General features: G+C 36.3%; 17 protein-coding genes. 16 read left to right on the plus strand and 1 reads right to left on the minus strand.

Annotated elements, in window-relative coordinates; all coding sequences use genetic code 11:
* Position 1 precedes the first annotated feature (1 nt).
* Positions 2–256 (minus strand): antitoxin Xre/MbcA/ParS toxin-binding domain-containing protein, encoded by a 255-nt coding sequence (locus AC27IF_RS08995; RefSeq protein WP_487053796.1) that lies wholly within the window; start codon positions 254–256, stop codon positions 2–4.
* 129 nt (positions 257–385) lie between these two features.
* Here AC27IF_RS08995 and AC27IF_RS09000 point away from each other — a divergent pair, with 129 nt between their 5' ends.
* The 16 genes from AC27IF_RS09000 (at position 386) to AC27IF_RS09075 (ending at position 21761) form a co-directional block, all read left to right on the plus strand.
* Positions 386–1252, plus strand: a complete 867-nt coding sequence (locus tag AC27IF_RS09000; RefSeq protein WP_487053798.1) for a WYL domain-containing protein — start codon at positions 386–388, stop codon at positions 1250–1252.
* 16 nt (positions 1253–1268) lie between these two features.
* Positions 1269–2900, plus strand: a complete 1632-nt coding sequence (locus tag AC27IF_RS09005; protein WP_487053799.1) for a hypothetical protein — start codon at positions 1269–1271, stop codon at positions 2898–2900.
* Positions 2901–2911: 11 nt separating this feature from the next.
* Positions 2912–3694: an OmpA/MotB family protein gene (locus AC27IF_RS09010; RefSeq protein ID WP_487053800.1), complete on the plus strand. Its 783-nt coding sequence runs from the start codon at positions 2912–2914 to the stop codon at positions 3692–3694.
* Positions 3694–5094: an EH signature domain-containing protein gene (locus AC27IF_RS09015; protein WP_487053802.1), complete on the plus strand. Its 1401-nt coding sequence runs from the start codon at positions 3694–3696 to the stop codon at positions 5092–5094. The genes AC27IF_RS09010 and AC27IF_RS09015 overlap by 1 nt, the downstream gene beginning before the upstream one ends.
* Positions 5087–7933, plus strand: coding sequence for a DEAD/DEAH box helicase (locus tag AC27IF_RS09020; protein WP_487053803.1), 2847 nt, complete (start codon positions 5087–5089; stop codon positions 7931–7933). The genes AC27IF_RS09015 and AC27IF_RS09020 overlap by 8 nt, the downstream gene beginning before the upstream one ends.
* Positions 7934–7950: 17 nt before the next feature.
* Complete coding sequence (locus AC27IF_RS09025) at positions 7951–10419, plus strand: N-6 DNA methylase (protein ID WP_487053804.1); 2469 nt, start codon at positions 7951–7953, stop codon at positions 10417–10419.
* Between the two features lie 2 nt (positions 10420–10421).
* Positions 10422–11738: a restriction endonuclease subunit S gene (locus tag AC27IF_RS09030; protein WP_487053805.1), complete on the plus strand. Its 1317-nt coding sequence runs from the start codon at positions 10422–10424 to the stop codon at positions 11736–11738.
* Positions 11739–11970: 232 nt separating this feature from the next.
* A complete protein-coding gene (locus AC27IF_RS09035) occupies positions 11971–12903 on the plus strand; it encodes a retron St85 family RNA-directed DNA polymerase (RefSeq protein ID WP_487053807.1) in 933 nt (310 codons plus the stop codon).
* Positions 12896–14527 carry a retron Ec78 anti-phage system effector ATPase PtuA gene (gene ptuA / locus AC27IF_RS09040; protein ID WP_487053808.1) on the plus strand — a complete coding sequence of 544 codons (1632 nt, stop codon included), beginning with the start codon at positions 12896–12898 and terminating at the stop codon, positions 14525–14527. The genes AC27IF_RS09035 and ptuA overlap by 8 nt, the downstream gene beginning before the upstream one ends.
* A gap of 3 nt (positions 14528–14530) precedes the next feature.
* The gene (gene ptuB / locus AC27IF_RS09045) at positions 14531–15199 is read left to right on the plus strand and encodes a retron Ec78 anti-phage system effector HNH endonuclease PtuB (protein WP_487053810.1); all 669 of its coding nucleotides are present in this window, start codon (positions 14531–14533) and stop codon (positions 15197–15199) included.
* A 21-nt stretch (positions 15200–15220) separates the two neighbouring features.
* A complete protein-coding gene (locus tag AC27IF_RS09050; protein ID WP_487053811.1) occupies positions 15221–18247 on the plus strand; it encodes a type I restriction endonuclease subunit R in 3027 nt (1008 codons plus the stop codon).
* Between the two features lie 12 nt (positions 18248–18259).
* Complete coding sequence (locus AC27IF_RS09055) at positions 18260–19345, plus strand: ATP-binding protein (protein WP_487053812.1); 1086 nt, start codon at positions 18260–18262, stop codon at positions 19343–19345.
* Positions 19346–19367: 22 nt separating this feature from the next.
* Positions 19368–19919 carry a DNA-binding protein gene (locus tag AC27IF_RS09060; protein ID WP_303610240.1) on the plus strand — a complete coding sequence of 184 codons (552 nt, stop codon included), beginning with the start codon at positions 19368–19370 and terminating at the stop codon, positions 19917–19919.
* A 135-nt stretch (positions 19920–20054) separates the two neighbouring features.
* Positions 20055–20231 (plus strand): hypothetical protein, encoded by a 177-nt coding sequence (locus AC27IF_RS09065; RefSeq protein ID WP_303610241.1) that lies wholly within the window; start codon positions 20055–20057, stop codon positions 20229–20231.
* A gap of 54 nt (positions 20232–20285) precedes the next feature.
* Complete coding sequence (locus AC27IF_RS09070) at positions 20286–21251, plus strand: CBASS oligonucleotide cyclase (RefSeq protein ID WP_487053814.1); 966 nt, start codon at positions 20286–20288, stop codon at positions 21249–21251.
* 3 nt (positions 21252–21254) lie between these two features.
* Positions 21255–21761 carry an HORMA-1 domain-containing protein gene (locus tag AC27IF_RS09075; protein ID WP_487053816.1) on the plus strand — a complete coding sequence of 169 codons (507 nt, stop codon included), beginning with the start codon at positions 21255–21257 and terminating at the stop codon, positions 21759–21761.
* The last annotated feature ends 1 nt before the right edge of the window (position 21762 follow it).

The raw sequence follows: 21762 nt of genomic DNA on the forward strand, positions 1-21762 counted from the left end.
CTTATGAAAAGTCACCCGTTCTCATGCGAACGAGCATATCCATCACTTCATCAGCATTAATTTTAAGCTGCTCAAACGGTGACTTACCTTTTAGAAAAGGTTTAGGTTTAGTTAGCCATTCATAGCACACCCGATCTTCAAATTTAAACTGCTTCATCAGCTCCTGATAAATATCAAAATGCTCAGTTTTTAAATGCTCTAGTTCAGTTAAAGTAGTATGTTTTTCTAGGGAGGGTTTGGTGTTTTGATGAGACATAAATTTAAGCTTTTAAATAGTGATGATCTGTATCAACACTAAAGCATAAAATCTATTTGCTGTCTAACTCATAATGAGACATACTATTTCAACTCAATTAGAAAATGTCAATAGAATCAGATTTATCGAATGGACGAATTCAGTTTTGCACAGAAGCAGCGCTTAGCTTATATCGACTTTAAGCTCTATTTTACTGGGATGGTTACTCGCAGTGAAATAGTCAGTCATTTCGAATTAGGCCTTGCAGCAGCAACCAGAGATTTGAAGTTCTATAAAGACAATGCGCCTGAGAATATGGCGTATGACAACGTAGAAAAAAAATACTTCATCACAACGCAATTCCAGCCCATATTTAAACATGATGCTCGCCGCACGCTTATTAAGTTAGCGAATAACATAAGTGATGGTTTTGATTCAATTGGAGATACTTCATTCCCTATTGAATCACCAAGCCCGTTAAACGTACCTGATATTGATATTATCGCTAAGCTATCTCAAGCGATTATCAACCATAAGCCTATTAGCGTTATATACACGTCTTTAAGCAGCGGTTCGGGTGCAAGAGAGTTAGTGCCTCATTCAATAGTTGATAATGGCTTACGTTGGCATTTAAGAGCGTATGATCGTAAATCAAAGTCATTCAGAGACTTCGTTTTAACTCGCATTACCAAAGTTACAATTCAAGCACAGACACCATCACCTGAAGAAGATAAGTTAGAAGATCATCAGTGGATGCGTATGGTGCCATTACAAATTATTCCACACCCAAATAACGTTAAGCACCCAACAGCGATTAAGTTAGATTTTGGTATGGAAAAAGGAATATTAGAAGTTAACGTGCGTGCAGCTATGGCAGGTTATTTACTAAGACGTTGGAACGTGGATTGTTCTGAAAGTGCTTCACTTTCAGGCCCTGAATATCAGCTTTATTTACAAAACAATCAAACATTATACGGTGCGGAAAACCTCGCTATTGCACCTGGTTATAGTATTTAAAAAAAAGGTAGAAAAAATGGAATTTTTAGCATCGTTATTTATTGAAACAGAGACTGTTATTACAGCTTTATTAGGAATAATATTTTTCGCTTTCTTTCAATACCGAAAGTTTTCAAAAAAAGTAAATCCGATTATTGATGAGTTTAAAAATATCAACGAAACTCTCAAAAAATCTGGGCACTCGAAATCAGAATTTTGTGCTTTTTATGATTCAACATTTAATGAATCAATGTCTAAAACAAAATATTTAAGTGATAGTTGGAGAGAATTTAACGAAACTCTTTTAATACCTTATGTTGATTTTGAACCAGATAATGAAGATGAAAAGATCCTTAATACACATCACACTTCAACGTACTTTAATCAGCGATATATCCTTTGGTCCAAAGTTAATATGCGTTGGTTCAACGCATTACCGAATATCCTTACAGGCATTGGTATTGTCGGAACCTTTATCGGATTAGTAGCCGGTATTTATATCGCCTCTCCTGGCCTTAGTGCAGATAATATAGATGAGGCTAAAAAAGCATTGAATGTCTTATTATCTGGTGCTTCACTTGCATTCCTAACCTCAATAGCAGGCTTATCATCATCAATGCTTTTTTCAAAAGCAGAGAAAAATAAAATTCATGAGTTTGATAGGTTATGCCAGGATTTTGTTGCTGAAATAGATGAACGTGTAGAGTATTTTTCTGCTGAGCGTCTTTCAAACAAAGTTCTCCAAGAATCTAAAAAACAGTCATTTGCGTTAGAAACATTTGCTAATGACTTAGCTGTAACAATGGGGCAAGTAATGCAAGAGCAAGTTGCAGAGCCTTTAGTTGAAGCAATTAACGAATTAACAGAAAACCAAAAATCAGCTAACGATGAAACCATTGAAAAAGTAATGGAAGAATTTGCTGCTTCTATATCAGGAGCTGCCGGTGTAGAAATGCAATCACTTGCTGAAACGATAAAGACTATTAGTGCGAAATTAGAAGAACAACTCATTGCGTTATCTGATGGTCATAAGGCAATGAATGAAACAGCAACCTTTATTATGACTGAAATGACGAATGTTGCAGAAAACGCTTCAAATAAAATCAATGACTTATCAGGTGAATTAGGGAATGCCGTAACAGCTCAAAAAGGGCTGAACGAAAGCAATGGTGAACTTCACGAAAGAATTAAAGAGACTGTATTTACAGCAGGCAATGTAATAGAGAAAAGCAATGACGTTTTGGAAAATGCTAACACAACAGTTGATAAACAAAGTGAATTGATTTCACAAACTAACAACATCGCAGAGCAGTTCTCAAATACAGCAAAGAATATTGAACAAACACACGTATTAATTTCTGATACTCAAGACCAGATCAAACAAAACTGGAAAGATTACCAAGATAGATTTACTACTGTAGATGAATCTTTAGGGAATATGTTTAACAACCTCAATGATGGTATGTCCCAGTACGCTCGCTCAACCAATGAGTATTTAATTGAATTAGATAAGCATGCTGCAAAGGTTGTTAAAGAGCTCGCATTTGCTTCTAAAGAAATTAGTGACTCAATTGAATCATTAGGTGATAGTTTAGAGCAGCATAGTAGTGATTTTATGAAACAAATATCATCAGCGACAAGCAGTGGCAAAAAAGCCACTGTTCAATAAGGGAATAACTGATGAGCCAACATGATCTGTTAGAAGACGAAGGTGCCGGATACCTCATTTCTGTAAGTGATATGATGTCTGGTTTGCTATTTATATTCATCATAACCTTGGTCGCTTTTATTATTAACTTTCAAGATGCTATTCAAAAGCAAAAGGAAGTTACACGCACACAAACGGAAATCGTTAAAAGGTTTACAAACCTTGATGAAACAAGAAGTGAATTGCTTTTATTATTGAAGCAAAAATTAGAAGCTGAAAATATCATTGTTGAAGTAGATGCTGAACACGGCGTTTTAAGGCTAACTGAAAATGCTGTCCAATTTGAAACAGCCAGTGCTTCTTTAGATGAACAAAATGAATTGAATTTAAAAATAATAGGCAAAGTTTTAGATGCAGTGATACCTTGTTACGCCGCAAATCCTCCTACACATCATGACTGTGAAGGTTTTGAAGAGTTCCAAGGTAAAATAGACTCAATCTTTGTTGAGGGACATACAGATAATGTTCCGATGAAATCATACAAATATAAAGATAACTGGGACTTATCTGCAAGCCGAGCAATTACGGCGTATCGTGTACTTATTCCTAATACGGTGTTAAACCAAATTGTTAACGTTAATATGCAGCCCATTTTCTCCGTAAGTGGTTATGGAGAAGGTAGACCTGTAGCTGGTCACAGTTATTCATATCCAAAATCTGATCCTACTAATAGACGTATTGATTTACGGTTTATCATGACACCACCTTCATTGACTGATGTTCAGAAAAACATTAATGCGGAAGGTGTGAATTAATGTTTGCTAAATCTGCACTTCAATCACTTGAAATAGAAAGTTGGAACAAGCCTCCAGCACTTAGAGAGTCATTACTAGTTAAAGCAAGTAACGACATTACAAAAGTAACTATCGATAGTGATATTCAAGTACCATCCAAAAGTTCACTTCAACAAATCTATACCCGCTTGAAGTTGGCGTTTGAAACCAAAAATGTTTCATCATTATCTCGTTACGATATAAATCATTCACCTTGGGTTTTGTTTGATCACTTTGATGAGGATAAACCACTTATAAAGCGGTGGCGTTTTATGAACTTTTATAAAAACCTCACAAACGAAGTTGATAATTACCGATTTATCATGGCTTTTTATAACGCTTACTTAGTGTCTTACCCTTATAAAGAAAAGTATATAAATGACATTCAAAACCATATTAAGTCATTATTTAACAATAGCAAAAACAAAAAAATAGCAAGACTATCTGTTGAAATACTTCGTAGGAATACACTCGATACAAATGCCCATTCAGCGTTGATACAGAGTGTGATTCGCACTGGTAAAATTGGCTTAGAACTTAAAAACAGAGGACTATTAGAAGGGCTCAGTAGCAGTAAGTTCACGTTAACTTTCTTAAGTAATTACCTAAGCAACTTTAAAGAAAATATAACTTCGAGTTCATTCAATCAAAAGATGAGCTTAATATCGAATTTGATCGAGTTTTCTGAGCTAGATGACAAACTTCGTTACCCTGAATATAGAATAGAAACAGCGGATTCTATTCTTACCTCTTTACATCAGATCCAAATACAGCCTGTTGTTAAGGATGCTTTAAAAACATTTTTCCTGACGCATTATGGCGACCCGAGGGTTGAACTATCAGGCTGGCATGGCGTTAGTGATGAGGCAAGAAGAGTTTTCCAAAGCTGGTTAGTTGAAAAAACCATGGAAGATTTCTTTAACTTACTAAGTCATGTAGCTGATACGCAGTCGGATTCCGATAGGCACTGGCGTTATCGTAAACGCTTTTGGAATGCATATTTGAAAAAAGGATACATCGAAGAAGCATGGTTCGCACTTGGTCATAGAGCGTATGAACAAGCACCTAACTTTATTAAAGGAAAACACAACTACTCTTCTCTATCAGGAGGAGATTCAAGACACAGTGTTTTAATAATGAAAATTGGTGATTTAATTTTAACAGAGTGGAGTCATTCAGGTCGTTATCGCGTTTGGAACTCAACTCAATATGCACCCGCATTTTATGAAAAACATTATAACCGAGATGATGTTATCGCTAATTGTGACCATACCGGAGCACACCATGGTAATGAAACAGGCGGCTGGCAAGAAAGACTATCAACGCATATACGCGATTTAACTGGACTTAGAGTTTTGGCAAAGGATTATATGAATGACTAATAAAGCTAATCTACATTGGTCTAGAACTTCAGAGGGATTTGAGTTTTCTGTCGAGTTTAATGAAAAAAAATTAGAGCCGAGTAGCTGGGGTCGATACCAATTAACTAACGGTGATAGTGTTGTCATTGCTGACGCTTTATTTCGAGAGTGTGACTCTGATCACCGCCCCAAATTTTTAGATGATAAGGTGGTATGTTCAGATAGATTTATTGCAACATTAACAGAAATTGAAACTAAACAACTCAGCCTACCATCTGTTAGCCATACAAAGTTAAAGATAAGTGCAGAAGGCCTTATAAGTCGCCCTGGATTTAAATTAAACTATCGATTACTTCGCCCTGAAGGAAGACCTTATCTTGGCGCAAAGATAGATGGTGCCGTTCTTAAACTTGGTGCGGAACAACAACTCATTCTTGATCCCATTTACAGCATAATAAAGCAAATAGATTATTTTAACTTAGTTCCTGCTAACGATTTGGATGAGCGATTTGTTCGGTGGGGTGAGGTTCAAGAATTATTGCCTGAAGATTCAATAGTAGATGGACAGCTAAGTACAATTACTATTTGTCGAGCCGATAGGTTAACACTGGATATAAGAGAACACGGTGCTTTCAACCCTTTATTGATAAAGCCATCTTCTGAGAAGTCATGGGATGTTCAAAGTCAGTCTGATGTTGAATATGCAGTACCAAAAGTAAAACAAAAGGAATTTGAACAACAATTTAAAAAATGGAACAGCGCTAAAAGCAATTATGCAATTGGTAATGGCACATACGTAGTTTTACCAGAACGCGTTAGTAAAGTGCTAAGTGTCGTTAAAGAGTTTCAACAAAAGCCTTCTGAAGAGCGATTAGCCTTTGTGGCGAACCCGCATCAATACATTAACGAGTCACTATCTCTTGATGAAACTCCCGAAGAATTAGAAGCCATCTTTGTAGAAACACCTGAGTTTGTGAGCCAAAGAATTGAGCAAATAGGGGTTTGGGAACCCAAACTATGCGCTTATGTTGTCAAGCGTGATGGAGATTGGGTGCCGGATGACGAAATGCGCTTATTCTTCCCTATAGAAGATATGATGGTTAACTTCACAGTAGAAGAAATGAAACAGCTTCTAGAGTTAATTAAAGTAGCATTGGACGATGAATTAGAAAACATCACCTTTAAAAACCAAACTGTTCCAGTCACGTTAGAAGTAAAAAACCTTCTGATAAAAATGCTAAAACCTTTTGAAGATAAAGGTGACAAACCAGATTTTGCATTAGCAGTTGAAGCGCCTATTTTAAAAGACAATATAGAAGATGTTGAATTTGAAGTAATAAAGAAAACACCAAGACCACTTTTGCCACTAATACCACAGCGCCTTAAAACAACAAGTTTGTACGAGCATCAAAAATTTGGTTTGGCTTGGTTAGCTAACCATTGGCAATCAGGCTCAATAGGTGCGTTATTGGCCGATGATATGGGTTTAGGTAAAACCATACAATCTTTAACGTTCATGGCTGGTGTTAAGCAGTTAATGGACACCAATGATTATCCTAATAAGCCTTTTTTAATTGTTGCTCCTTCTGGCCTTTTAAAAAACTGGCGTGATGAAGCATCAATACATTTACATAATCCAGGCGTTGGAGAGTTATTCGAAGCGTACGGGCCAAGTATCCGAAAATTAAAAGACTTAAATGTTGTAGAAAGAAATGAACAATTAACCAGTGCTGATTGGGTGTTAACCACTTATGAAACATTAAGAGATAAGATCAAATATTTTCTCTCGATAGATTGGGGTATTACCATATTCGATGAAGCGCAGAAAATTAAGAACCCTGTTTCGCGTGTAACTGAAATGGCAAAATCACTATCGTCAGACTTCACGTTGATGCTAACCGGTACGCCAGTTGAAAACGAGTTGGCAGACCTTTGGTGTATTGTTGATACTGCACAGCCAGGGCTTTTTGGCTCTTTAAGCCGCTTTCATAGTGAATATGCTAAACCAGCTGAAGCAGATCCTTTGGAAGCGCAGCGTTTAAAAGAATTACTTGTCGAGCGAAGCGTGCCACCTTTAATGCTTCGCAGGATGAAAGTAGACCATATTGACGGGCTTCCTGAAAAAATTATTAAAGAAGTACCAATGATCATGCCTGAACTTCAAGCACAGGAATATGAGAATATTGTAAAGGAAGTGCAACTAGAAAAAGGCAATGCTGGTGCAGTTCTTAAATTTATCCAAAAAATTAGAAAAGCGTCATTAGTAGCCGAAGAGTTTGATGGCTCGGGTATTAATGATGGTGTCATTAAGCGTTCAGCAAGATTAACCTCGCTTATAAAAATACTCGATGAGATAAAAAACAAGGGTGAAAAGGCACTTGTTTTTTGCGAAACGATTGACGTTCAAGAATACCTGTCAGGTTATTTACAACAACGATACCAACTCGATAAGAGGCCATTCCGGATCAATGGACAAGTAGATGGTAATACGCGTAAAAAGTATGTAGACGAATTTCAAAAAGGTGAAATAGGCCAATTTGACGTTATGTTACTTTCACCTAAAGCAGGTGGTGTCGGTTTAACTATAACAGCAGCAAACCATGTTATTCATCTTACAAGATGGTGGAACCCAGCCGTAGAAGACCAGAGCACTGACCGTGCATTTCGTATAGGCCAAGAAAAACCTGTATACGTCTATATTCCGATGGCTATACACCCTAAGTACGGTGAACATTCATTCGACGCTAACCTAAACAGATTATTAAATAAAAAACGTAACCTCAGTTTGAATGCCTTACTCCCAGGCACGGTTACAGACTCAGATTTTAACGAATTATATACGCAAACCTTAAATGGTTAATGCAACTAGGAATACAAATGGATCACAGCGCACATAACAAACTTATCTCTTTTATCTGGTCAATTGCTGACGACTGCCTGCGTGACGTATACGTGCGTGGTAAATACCGTGACGTAATTTTACCTATGGTGGTATTACGCCGTTTAGATACCTTACTTGAGCCCAATAAAAAAGCGGTGCTTGATGAAGTTAAGTTTCAAGTTGAGGAAATGGAAGCCACAGAGCTTGATGATGCGCCGTTAATTGATGCCGCAGGTTATGTGTTTTACAACACCTCGAAATGGACATTAACCAGCATTAAAGAAACCGCAACCAATAACCGCCAAATTATATTGGCAAATATTGAAGAATACCTAAACGGTTTTAGTGCCAACGTTAAAGAAATTATCGAATGCTTTAACTTAAAATCTCAATTTCAACATATGGCAGGTAAAGATGTATTGCTTGATGTATTAGAGAAGTTTGTTTCTCCTTATATCAACTTAACGCCTGATGAGGTTGAAGATCCTGAAGGTAATAAACTACCAGCCTTAAGTAATTTAGGCATGGGTTATGTGTTTGAAGAGCTTATTCGTAAATTTAACGAAGACAACAACGAAGAGGCTGGTGAGCACTTTACGCCACGTGAAGTAATTGAGTTAATGACTCACCTTGTATTTGACCCAATTAAATCAGATTTACCATTAACATTAACCTGTTATGACCCTGCTTGTGGTAGTGGCGGTATGCTTACCGAAACACAAAACTTTATTAATGAAAAATACCCGGTAGAAAACACTACCCGCGATATTAATTTATACGGTAAAGAGATCAACGACGAAACCTACGCCATTTGTAAGTCAGACATGATGATCAAAGGTAATGACCCTAAAAATATTAAAGTAGGTTCAACACTTTCTACGGACGAATTTGCAGGCCAACGCTTTGATTTTTGTTTATCTAATCCGCCATACGGTAAAAGCTGGGCAAGTGAACAAAAGCACATTAAAGATGGCTCAGACGTTATCGACTCACGCTTTCAAGTTGTATTAAAAGATTACTGGGGTAACTTACCGAAAGAAGGCTTTGTTGACGCAACACCACGCTCATCTGACGGCCAATTGCTGTTTCTAATGGAAATGGTCAGCAAGATGAAGTCTACCGCTACCAGCCCATTAGGCTCTCGTATAGCATCAGTTCATAACGGCTCTAGTTTATTTACCGGTGATGCAGGCTCGGGCGAAAGTAATATTCGTCGTTACATTATTGAAAACGATATGCTTGATGCCATAGTGCAGCTACCCAATAACTTGTTCTATAACACAGGGATCACTACCTATATTTGGCTACTGAATAATAGCAAACCTCAAAATCGCCAAGGCAAAGTACAACTGATTGACGCAAGCTTGTTGTTTAAAAAGCTCCGTAAAAATTTAGGTAATAAAAACTGTGAGTTCTCGCCAAAGCATATTACTGAAATTACCCAAACGTATCTTGATGCTGCAAGTGTTGAGCGCCAACTAACGCAAGATAAAGATCCAACAGGCATTGCGGCCAAAGTACTTAATAATGACGACTTTGGTTATTACAAAGTAAACATTGAACGTCCAGACAGACGCAGTGCTCAGTTTAAAGACGAACTTATTGCACCGTTACGCTTTGATAAAACACTACGTGAGCCAATGGAGCATCTTTATGCGGAATATGGTGACAAGGTTTACCAAGCTGACTTTTTTACTGCTAATAGCAAAGAAAAAGAGAAAGAAATAATCGCTTGGTGTGAAGACAACGACATTACCTTAAACGCTAAAGCGAAAGCCAAGCTACTTTTAACCGATACATGGCAGCAAGGTAAGTTTCTGGTTGCGCTTGCCAATAAGCTCGCTGAAACAATCACCAAAGAATATAACGATTACAACTTATTTAAAGCGGATGTTGAAGCCCAGTTTAAAGCAGTTTCAGCTGATGTATTAGCCGACATTAAAGCAAATAAACGAAAAGCGTTTTACACCACGGTCATTAATGCCATGAGTTGGTACGAGGAAAATGCTGAAAAAGTGATAAAGAAAATGGTTAAGTTTAAGCAAGAAAAACTTGATGAATTATTACATCACTTAGGCTGTGAAGCATCTGATTTAGCTGACTTTGGTTATTACGCTATTGAAGGTAAAAAATTAGAATTCACCACTTATGAAGCCAACTCAGATTTGCGTGATGCTGAATCAGTACCACTGACTTACCTTGAAGATAAAGACTCGACTAACGACAACAGTGAAATTCACCAATATTACCTTGATGAAGTTAAACCGCATGTAAACGAAGCCTGGATCAATTTAGATAGCACTAAAATTGGTTATGAAATTAGCTTTAACAAGTACTTCTATCAACACAAACCACTAAGAGCGATGGATGAAGTTGCAAGCGACATAATCAACCTTGAGCAAAAAGCAGAAGGGTTAATAGCGGACATTCTTGGTGTTGATTTGGCTAAGGTGCAAGGAGAGTAACCATGGCAGAGTTAGCTGGAATGCCTAAATACAAGGCATATAAAGATTCTGGAGTAGATTGGTTAGGTGATATTCCTAATGAGTGGAATATAATTCCCGGTTTTAGTGCTTATAGTGAAAATAAGCGAAATAATAAAGGAATGAAAGAGGATCGTGTTCTTTCGCTAAGCTATGGAAAGATTATTGTTAAACCTAAAGAAAAGCTTGTTGGCTTGGTGCCTGAGTCATTTGAAACATACCAAATTGTTGAACCTGGCGATCTCATCATACGTTGTATGGATTTACAAAACGATAAGACGAGCCTAAGAACTGGGCTATCTGAAGATCACGGTATTATCACTAGTGCATATTTAAACCTTAAGATTAATGAAAAGTTTGATTCAAAATTTCTCTATTATTATTTGCATTCGTTAGATACAACAAAAGTTTTGTATAAGTTTGGAACAGGGTTGCGTCAAAACCTTAGCTTTCAGGATTTTTATCGACTCCCAGTATTTGATATCCCTAAAAACTTACAAACTACCATTGCCAACTTTCTTGATAAAAAAACAGCACAAATTGATGAAGCGATTGCCATCAAAGAAAAGCAAATTGAGCTGTTAAAAGAACGCAAGAAAATCATCATTCAACAAGCCGTGACTAAAGGTTTAAATCCAGACGCACCAATGAAAGATTCAGGTGTAGATTGGATTGGTGAAATTCCTGAGCATTGGGCTTACGAACCTATTAAACATTCATTGAAAGGCATTATTGATTGTGAGCATAAAACGGCTCCATTTGTAGATGATACTGATTACTTTGTTGTTAGAACAACAAATGTAAAGGGAGGTAAATTACTAATGGCAGGAGCAAAATTTACACATGAAAAAGGTTTTAAAGAATGGACTCGTCGAGGTGTTCCAAAAGTTGGTGACGTACTTCTAACAAGGGAAGCACCCGCAGGTGAAGCCTGCCTTGTACCTGACAATGTAAAATTGTGTCTCGGTCAAAGGATGGTTTGGCTTAAAATTGATAGAAAAAGACTCATTCCAGAGTTTGCTATCTCATTAATTTATTCAAGTATAGGTAGAACATACATTGACTTCCTTTCGTCGGGGTCTACTGTACTTCACTTTAATATGGCTGACATTAATAATATTCCTGTAGTTTTACCACCGCTTAAAGAGCAACAAGAGTTAGTTGAGTATATTAGAAATGAGTCAGGAAAAGTTGATGATGGTATTGAAATCCAAATTCAACAAATCGAAAAACTAAAAGAGTATAAAACTACACTGATTAACAGTGCAGTAACAGGAAAGATAAAGGTGAATAATCACTAATTAATTGAAGTAGTTATTGGGCTGTTGTACACTTAAAGTGCTCTTTAGCTTAGGACGAAATTCGTCTAGTCGGGTGTTTAGCCAGACTCTAATTTATTGAACGACTTTACGGTTGCGATATGTACGCAACCGTCATTCGTTCCTCATGAAGGTTGCGTACATATCGCGGCCTCTAGTAAAGAGCTAAGCCCAAGAGCTATGCTTTTGGGCTTTTTTATTTGTAGGTCAAAGAATGGAATTTATAAAAAAACTAGCGGAGAATTTAAATAAAGGCGAATCAGAAATGATAAGCTTTCTAGCTAGTGCTCCACTTAAATATAAAGTTTATACCATTCCTAAGCGAACCTCAGGACACCGGGTGATAGCACAGCCTTCGAGAGAACTTAAAGAATACCAGCGAGCATTTTTATCGCTATTCAAATTACATATTCATGATGCCGCTATGGCATACCGTGAAGGGTTAAGTATTAAAGATAATGCTAATAAGCATAGACGTAATCGTTATTTACTTAAATTAGATTTAGAAAACTTCTTTAATTCAATTACTAGCGAACTTTTTTGGTCTGTTTGGAAAATACACTACGCAGTACCATCAGATAAAGAAAAAGTTCTCATGGAAAGGTTATTATTTTGGTCACCTAGTAAGTCTTCTTCGGGAAAACTAATTTTGAGCATAGGGGCACCTACTTCACCAATGCTTTCAAACTTCTTCATGTTTCAATTTGATGTCTCAATGTCTGATCTATGTTTGAACCAGGATATAGTCTACACACGTTATGCAGATGATTTAACTTTCTCTACTAATCATAAAGATACTTTATTCAGCATTCCGAAATTAGTCACAGAAAAATTAAAAGAACATTTTAACGACGCGTTAAATGTAAACAGAAAAAAAACAGCTTTTTCTTCGAAAGGCCATAACCGGCATGTGACCGGAATCACTATAGATAACAATGGTAATTTATCTCTTGGAAGAGAAAGAAAACGCTACATAAAGCACTTAGTTCATCAATACCTATTTAATAAATTGGATAAAGAAGATATTCATCATTTAAAAGGTTTACTTGCTTTCGCAAAACACATCGAACCATTTTTAATAACCCGATTGGAAGTTAAGTATTCAACTAGATTGATCGCTCAAATATTTGAGGAAAGTTATGAATAAGCCAGATCGCAAAGAGCATAGTAAAACTATAAAAAATCTTAAGCAAAACGCTGTTAAAGGCAATTTGTTATCTATGTTTCAATTATATGAAAACTATTCAACGGGTAAGAATGTTGAGGCTGTAAATGAAGAGCTTGCTCAAACATATATGGAGATGATTGTTGACAAGCTTCCATCACTAAAGTTTAAGGTTAGTTCTATTAACCTTCACGAGTTTAGACGATTTAGAGATCTAGATATTCACTTTAATAATCAGATAACAGTCATCATTGGTGATAATGGAGCAGGTAAAACAAGTATTGCAGAATCACTCGCTAAAGCTCTAACTTGGTTTAATCGAAATTTGGTAAAAAGTAATGTTAGTGGCAAAAAAATTGTTGAATCTGATATTAATTCAAAGGCAATAGATTATTCAGAGTTGATTGGAAAGTTTCAACTTGATAAAGATAATAAATTTGAAATTTCATTAGCGTCTCCTATTTCAGGGTATTCAGGAAATGTTTCAGGAGTTGTCGCTACAGCTAAACAATTTGGTGATATGTATCGCATGGTTGCGGAGCATAGTTTGTTACCTTTACCTCTATTTGCTTTTTATTCTGTTGAAAGGTCAAGTGTTAAGTTACCTAAAGCTTCATTAGAAAAAGCACTATTAAATAGCCCTGACTCTCGGTTTGATGCATTAAAAGATAGCTTAGAAGCTAGCACACAGTTAGATGATTTTACTCGCTTATATATAGAATTGTATAACTTAGCTGAAGGGGAAGAGACTCAAGAGATTAAAGAATCAAAACAAACCATTCAGGCTTTAGAAAAACTTATTAATAAGTTTCATAGCGGAAAAAAAGTACCTGATGATAATGAGTTGGCTCAGGAACTAAAACTTGAGAAAAAAAACTTAGCAAGTTTATTGGGCTCAAAATCAATAAAGCACCAAAAATTATTAAAATGGGTAAATGATGCCATTGAAACTTTAGTTCCAGATGTAAAAGATTTAACTGTAGATCGAAGCAGTGGTAGCCCTAGGATTTTAGTTAATAATTTTGGTAATAGAGTAAATGTTTCTCAATTATCTCAAGGCCAAAAGTCTTTATTGGCTCTAACTGGTGATTTAGCACTCCGCCTTTCTACCTTAAACCCAGATATTGAATTCCCGCTGTCTGGCCATGGAATAGTTATTATTGATGAAGTAGAGCTCCATCTTCACCCTAGGTGGCAGCAAGAAGTATTATTAGGATTACAAAAGACATTTCCAAATATTCAATTCATTGTAACTACTCACAGTCCTCAAATTCTTTCTACTGTTGATAATAAGTGTATTAGGCAAATTTGCTTTGGTGATGACAGCGAGCTTTTAGTATCTACACCGCAATTTCAAACTAAGGGTGTTACTAGTGCTGATATTTTAGCGAGAATAATGGGAACTAACTCAGTACCAGAACATATTGAAGAGGCAAAATGGTTAAATGACTTTTCAAGATTACTGAAAGCTAATGATAAAAAATCTCGTGATGAAGTATTCCTAAAGATAAAGGCTCACTTTGGTGATAATCATCCTGTAGTGGCCGACTGCGAAAGTCAAATTCGAATAATGGAAATGAACGCTCGATTAAAAAAAGAATCATAAACAATGCGAAAGTTAAATAGGCCTCAGCCGGCACCCGCTGCATTATCAAATTACGATTACAGAATTCAATCATGGAGTAGCAATAGACCATCTAGTTCTTGCCGCACTCAGATCTGGCAAAATTTTAAAGCAATGCAAGGAAATTTTTGTGCATTTTGTGAAAGGGCAACAGTTAAAAACAGTGGTCACATTGAACATTTTTTTCATAAAGGTCAAAAGCCTGATGGTTCAGCACCATATCGACATTTAACATTTTCATGGGATAACCTTTTTGGCTGTTGCGGGAAGTTTGAAAGTAATACTTGTGGACATTTTAAGGATCGCCAAGGTATGCAAGGTCCAGGTGCATATAATGCTAACGATATAATTAAACCTGATGTAGATGACCCTTGTTCTTTTTTTAACTTCTTAACTACTGGTGTTATAGAAGCTAAAGAAGGCTTGTCAGCCAATGACACTCATAAAGCTAAAGAAACAATAAGAGTTTTAAATTTGGCTGCTTTAAATAGCGCAAGAAAAAGGCAAATAGATATTTTTAAGAACGAATTAAAAACGTTAGTAGAGATCAGTGTTGGATTAGATGAGCGACAACTAAGTGAAGAGCTTAACAAGATTAAACATAAAGTTATACAACAAGAGTATCAAACATCGGTGCTTGAAGCTTTGTTTTAAATGCAGGGAGATATTATAGGGATGGTTAGCCAAACAAACGAACAAGCTTTAGAAGCAGCAATCGAAAAGCACCTAACTGGCACTTGTTTAGAAGATTTAAAAGCCAGTGTGCAAGAGGTTGCGCCTGACTATAACAACACGATGTATCAGCTAGGCTATCCTGCTGATTTTGATATGCACTACGCCATAGATACAAAGTTCTTTTGGCAGTTTTTGCAAAATACTCAAGAGCAAGAGCTAGAAAAGCTTAAGAAAAATAGCCCCAACGACTGGGAACGGAAAGTACTTGAGCGTTTTGATAGGCTTATTAAAAAACATGGCATTTTGCATTTGCTTAAAAAAGGATTGAGTGTTGAAGATGCGCATTTAAATCTGATGTATCCAGCACCATTAGCTAGTAGTAGTAACTCTGTTAAACAGAACTTTAATGCCAATATATTTAGCTCAACGCGTCAATTAAGGTATTCAAAAACTAATCCGTTACAAGAAATTGATATGGTGCTGTTTATTAACGGTATTCCGTTGATAACTCTAGAGCTGAAAAATGCTTGGACCGGCCAAAATGCTCGTTACCATGGGCAGAAGCAGTACCGTAATGATAGGGATACCTCTCAGTCGTTATTGCAGTTTGGTCGTTGTTTAGTGCATATGGCGGTTGATACTGATGAAGTATATATGACCACCAAGTTAGCCGGTAAAAACACCTTCTTTTTACCGTTTAACAAAGGTAATAATCATGGTCAGGGTAATCCACCTAACATTTACGGTCACAAGACAAGCTACTTGTGGGAAGAGGTTTTTAGCAAAGCTAGTCTAGCTAATATTATTCAGCACTTTGTGCGTTTAGATGGTAGTAGCAAAGATGACTTGAAGAAACGCACCTTGTTCTTTCCTCGTTATCATCAAATGAACGTTGTTCGTAATTTAATTAATCATGCTGCAACTAATGGTGTTGGCCATACTTATTTAATACAGCACTCTGCTGGTTCTGGTAAGTCAAACTCTATCACTTGGGCGGCTTATCAGTTAATAGAAACGTATCCAGTTAGTCCTGATATTCAAGGTGGCAAAGGTATAGAACAACCGTTATTTGACTCAGTTATTGTAGTTACTGATAGACGATTACTTGATAAACAACTTAGAGATAACATTAAAGAATTCTCTGAAGTTAAAAACATTGTTGCCCCTGCATTTAAATCATCAGAACTTAAATCAGCCTTGGAAAATGGTAAAAAAATTATCATTACCACTATCCAAAAGTTCCCATTCATTATTGATGGCATTAGTGATTTAAGTGATAAACGTTTTGCGGTAATTATTGATGAGGCGCATAGCTCTCAGTCAGGCTCTGCCCACGACAATATGAACAGGGCTATGGGTAAAACTGAAGTAGAGGAAGCTGAAGATGCGCAAGACAAAGTATTGCAAGCAATGCGCTCACGAAAGATGCGAGGTAATGCTTCATATTTAGCCTTTACTGCAACGCCTAAAAACAGCACCTTAGAAAAGTTTGGTCAAAAACAAGAAGACGGTAGTTTTAAGCCATTTCATTTATATTCAATGAAACAAGCCATTGAAGAAGGCTTTATTCTTGATGTTATTGCCAATTACACTACCTATAAAAGTTACTACGAGATAGAAAAGTCAATTCAAGATAACCCTGAATTTGATACTAAAAAGGCGCAAAAACGCTTACGTGCTTACGTTGAAACCAGCCAACAGACCATAGACACCAAAGCTGAAATTATGCTTGAACACTTTATTCCACAAGTAGTGAACGCCAAAAAGCTACGTGGTAAAGGCAAAGGTATGGTTGTTACACAAAATATTGTTACAGCTATTCGTTATTACAAAGCATTAAAGCGAGTGATAGAAGCTCAAGGTAGCCCATTTAAAATAGCGATAGCATTTTCTGGCACCAAAGAAGTGGATGGTATTGAATATACTGAAGCCGAAATGAACGGCTTTGCCGAGAGTGAAACTAAAGATAAGTTTGATACTGATGAGTATCGCTTGTTGGTTGTTGCTAATAAATACCTAACGGGCTTTGATCAGCCAAAGCTCTGCTCTATGTACGTAGATAAAAAGTTAGCGAGCGTACTTTGTGTGCAAACATTATCACGCTTAAATCGCTCTGCACCTAAGCTTGGTAAGAAAACTGAGGATTTATTTGTACTCGATTTCTTTAATAGTGTTGATGAAATCAAAACGGCATTTGACCCATTTTATACTTCAACGACTTTATCTGAAGCAACTGATGTAAATGTATTACATGAGCTAAAAGATGCGATGGATGATATTGGCGTTTATGAATGGTACGAAGTTGAAGATTTTGTTAAGCGCTACTTTGATAATGAAGATGCGCAAACCTTAAGCCCAATAATTGATACTGCGGCTAATCGATTTAATTTTGAGTTAGAGCTAGAAGATGACGATAAAGTCGATTTTAAGATAAAAGCCAAACAGTTCGTAAAAATTTACGGGCAGATGGCTTCAATAATGCCTTATGAAATTGTTGCTTGGGAAAAGCTATTTTGGTTCCTTAAGTTCTTAATTCCAAAGTTAATTGTTAAAGATCCTGATTCAGAAAAGCTTGATGCATTGTTAGACTCTGTTGACTTAAGCTCTTACGGGTTACAGCGTGTAAAGCTCAACTATGGTATTGGCTTAGATGATGGTGAAACTGAATTAGATCCTCAAAATCCAAACCCTCGCGGTGCTCATGGCGGTGATGATGAAAAAGATCCACTAGACGAGATCATTAAAAACTTTAACGAAAGATGGTTTCAAGGTTGGAGTGCGACACCTGAAGAGCAGAAAGTTAAGTTTATAAACATTGCTGAAAGTGTGAAAAGTCACCCAGATTTTGAAGCTAAATACCAAAACAACCCTGATCCTCATAACCGAGAGTTAGCATTCGAAAAAATGCTTAAAGAAGTCATGTTAGCAAGACGTAAAGATGAGCTAGAGCTGTATAAGTTATTCGCTGGAGATAGTGCATTTAAAGCTTCGTGGACTCAAAGTATGCAAAGAAGTGTTGGCTTGTAAAAAGGAATTATTATGCTTGATGATATCAAGGACGTTTTAAAAGTTAAGCCAGGTTTAACAGGTCGTCAGATAGCCAGAAATATTGGGAAAGAACGTAAAGAAGTAAACTCTTTTTTAAGTAAAAATTTAGACTCATTTGAAAAAGATGACGATCATTGTTGGACGTTAAAACAAGTTTCTATCACAAAAGTTGAGTTTCCTAGTAAGTGGGTTGATGAACATATATTTGAAAAATCGCTAAAGCCACTGAATGTAGATTCAATCGACTCTTTAAAAGAAATGCATTTTATTTTTCCTGAAGACTGTAAATTTTTACTCATCGCTATCGCTCGCTTTCTAGCATTGGCTAACCAGTTAAAAGATGGTGGTTACAATATTACTATTGATATGGGCGAGTGCCGTAATACTTTAAACTTTTTTAGCCGTAATGGTTTTTTTGATTATCTAGATGACAAAATTACAACTATTCCTGCTAGACCTAAATCTTCTTTGGCAAAACGTTATCAAGGTAATAGCAAGACGATGCTGGAGTTAGGAGATATAGATCCTAACGAAAGAAATCGAGAGTTAATAATACTTCTTGGTGAAAGGTTTATTGAAAACTCTTCGGAACAATACGCTTTAGCAGCCAAGACCGTTTTTTCTGAATTAATAGGCAATGTTAAGGATCATAGTGATAGTAAAATTACTGGTTTAGCTGGCCTTCAGCTTTATAAAGGCAAGAATAAGCATATTCAAACAATAGTTTCAGACAGTGGCGTTGGTATTGCAGCCACTTTACGTTCTACTTTAAAAGAAACACACCCTAAGCTATATAAAAAATACCGAGTCGATAATAGCGAAAATAATGCCCAACTCGTTCTACATGCATTTACTAAAGGTGAAGTGAGCAGATATGGAAAAGGTAGAGGGTTAGGTTTTAAAAGCAGTAGAGAGCATGCCACAAAAGACAGGGCTCTTATTTCGATTCGACAAGAAGATTTCTCTATCGAACTTGAATATATTAATGGGGATAAAATAAGTTCAAATATAACTCAAAACTTGTCTAAGATTTCTGGAACTCATATTTGTTTTGACTTCTATATAGATAATTTCTGATAAATGTAATAAACTTAAGCAGATGAAAGAGAGAACTTATAAAATACTTCTAAAAGATGTGGTTGAATGTGATCATGCTTTTGGAAACGATGAAGGAAGAGAAGCCTTCGTAAAGATTAGTAAAATCGTAGATGAAAATCCATCTTGCGATTTTTTTGCTATCAGCTTAGAGGGGATGAAATTTACAGACGCATCTTTTCCAAGAGAGAGCATAATTTCTTTAGCTAAGGCATTAAAAGGAGAAAAAGGCTTTTATCTTATCGATATTCCTAATAAAGACTTACTAGATAACTGGTCATATGGGGCTATTGCAAAAGATCAGCCAATCTTAGTTAAATCTGATAATGGTTTTGATGTTATTGGAAGCAAGCTGAGTAATACTGTTAAAGAACTATTGGAGTTTGTAGTTGATAAAAATCAAGTTACAACATCTACAGTGTCTAAACATTTTGATGTTTCAGCTCAGAATGCTAGCGGTAAGTTAAAAAAACTACATAACATTGGTTTAGTTCTCGGTCATAAAGAAGTCGCTGAATCAGGTGGCTTAGAGTTTGTCTATAAAGCTATTTTATAGCTCTTTTAATTATTCTGATAAATCTGCTTGCGTTAACCAGAAATGAGGTGTAAATTAGTAGACGATCCCAAGAGGGATCTTTTTTTAAAACTCTGATAAATGTGATTAACTTAACCAGAAAATTAGGAGGCTATAATGGCTACAAACCCACCAAAAGGCGATGGACATCGCAAAGGCGCAGTAAGAAGCAGATCCCAAACTCAAACTCAAAGCGGGCATTGGGTTAAAAGGGATGCTGATACAGGGCGTTTCATGGATGTTAAAACAACTGATAAAACTCCTTTCAAAGGTGTTAGAAAGGAGAAAAAGTGATGAATAGAATCAAGTATTATTTTCTTATTACTACTCAATAAGTGAGGAGTTGTTATGTCGCTAGATCATATAAACCATAAAGAGCTATGTCAGTTCGCAAAAGATAAAGTTAATTTGCCTAAGGATAAGGCTGATAAGTTTCGTAAACAAGCAAGAAACTTAAGGGAGAAATTAGATGGCTACCTTAAAGAGCACCCTGACTTTGCATTAAAAAGAATGCAACTGTCTGGTAGCTTAGCAAAGGGAACAGCCCTAAAAATGCTTAATGATATTGATGTGGCAGTCTATGTAACAGGTGTTGATTCTTCAACTTCGCTAAATGATTTATTAGATTACCTAGAAGAAAAAATCAGAAAAGCTTACCCAAATTTTTCATATGATCAAATTAAGCGTCAAACATATAGTATTTGCGTTTCCTTTAAAGGTACTGGGTTGGATGTTGACCTTGTTCCTATTATCTATGAAGGCAAGCCAGACTGGCGTGGCTTTTTAGTTAGTCAAGCAGATGGTAGTTATTTAGAAACGAGTATTCCTTTGCATTTGGAATTTGCCAAAAAACGTAAAGATCATCAACCAGAGCACTTCTCTCAGGTAGTAAGGTTAATTAAGTATTGGGCTAGAAAACAAAAAAGAGAAGTTGAAGGATTTAAGTTTAAATCTTTTATGGTTGAAATGATATTAGCTAAATTATCTGATAACGGGGTTGATTTCTCAAATTATGTTGAAGCTTTACAAGCGTTTTTCACTTACATAGTTAAGTCTAATTTAGAAGAAAAAATACTATTTGAAGATTACTACAGTGCAGCTGAAGTAAATGATTTTAATGATCCTGTTGAAATCATTGATCCGGTAAATGCAGAAAATAACGTTAGTAATTTATATACGAGATACCAAGCTGACTTGATAGTGGAAGCTGCAATGAATGCTGGTGACGCTATTGATGCTGCTGAATTCGCTCCTAATAAAACTTTGACCATTCAATATTGGCAAACAGTATTTGGTCCATCATTTTCGGGGTAAGTTATGAGCAGTTTTACATCAACAGTATCGAATACTTTTACTATTACTCATGCTCGCCATATGTCAGCAAAAGTTTCAGCTGATTTACGTAGAATGCAAAGGTTTTATGATAAGCCTAATAGCGTTCAGATAGCTGATTTTGAGGAAGAAATAGCACAGTTATTGAAGCATGGTTACTTAAATAAAGCGACATTTGGCTTCCAAAAAGATGGTAGCTGGATAGAACCAACCTTTACTTACACAGCAAGTGAAATAGCGAGTGGCGTTGATGATACACCAGGGGCACTAAGTGCTAATGCAGATGTTTCTAATGCTTATTTTCATAGTTATGTGTCATACACAGACAAGTATTTCTCGCTTTCAGATAGTGAGAGGGCTGATTTTAAAAAGTCATTACCAGTCCAGCGTGTAGGAGCAGATGAACCTGGAGTTTCAGGTTATTTTGATAGTGATAAAACATATTCTTCAGGTGAAAGAAGTCTGTCGAGAAAATCTTTAAGGAGTTATTAAT

The sequence above is a fragment of the Colwellia sp. KS18-150 genome, assembly GCF_057551365.1.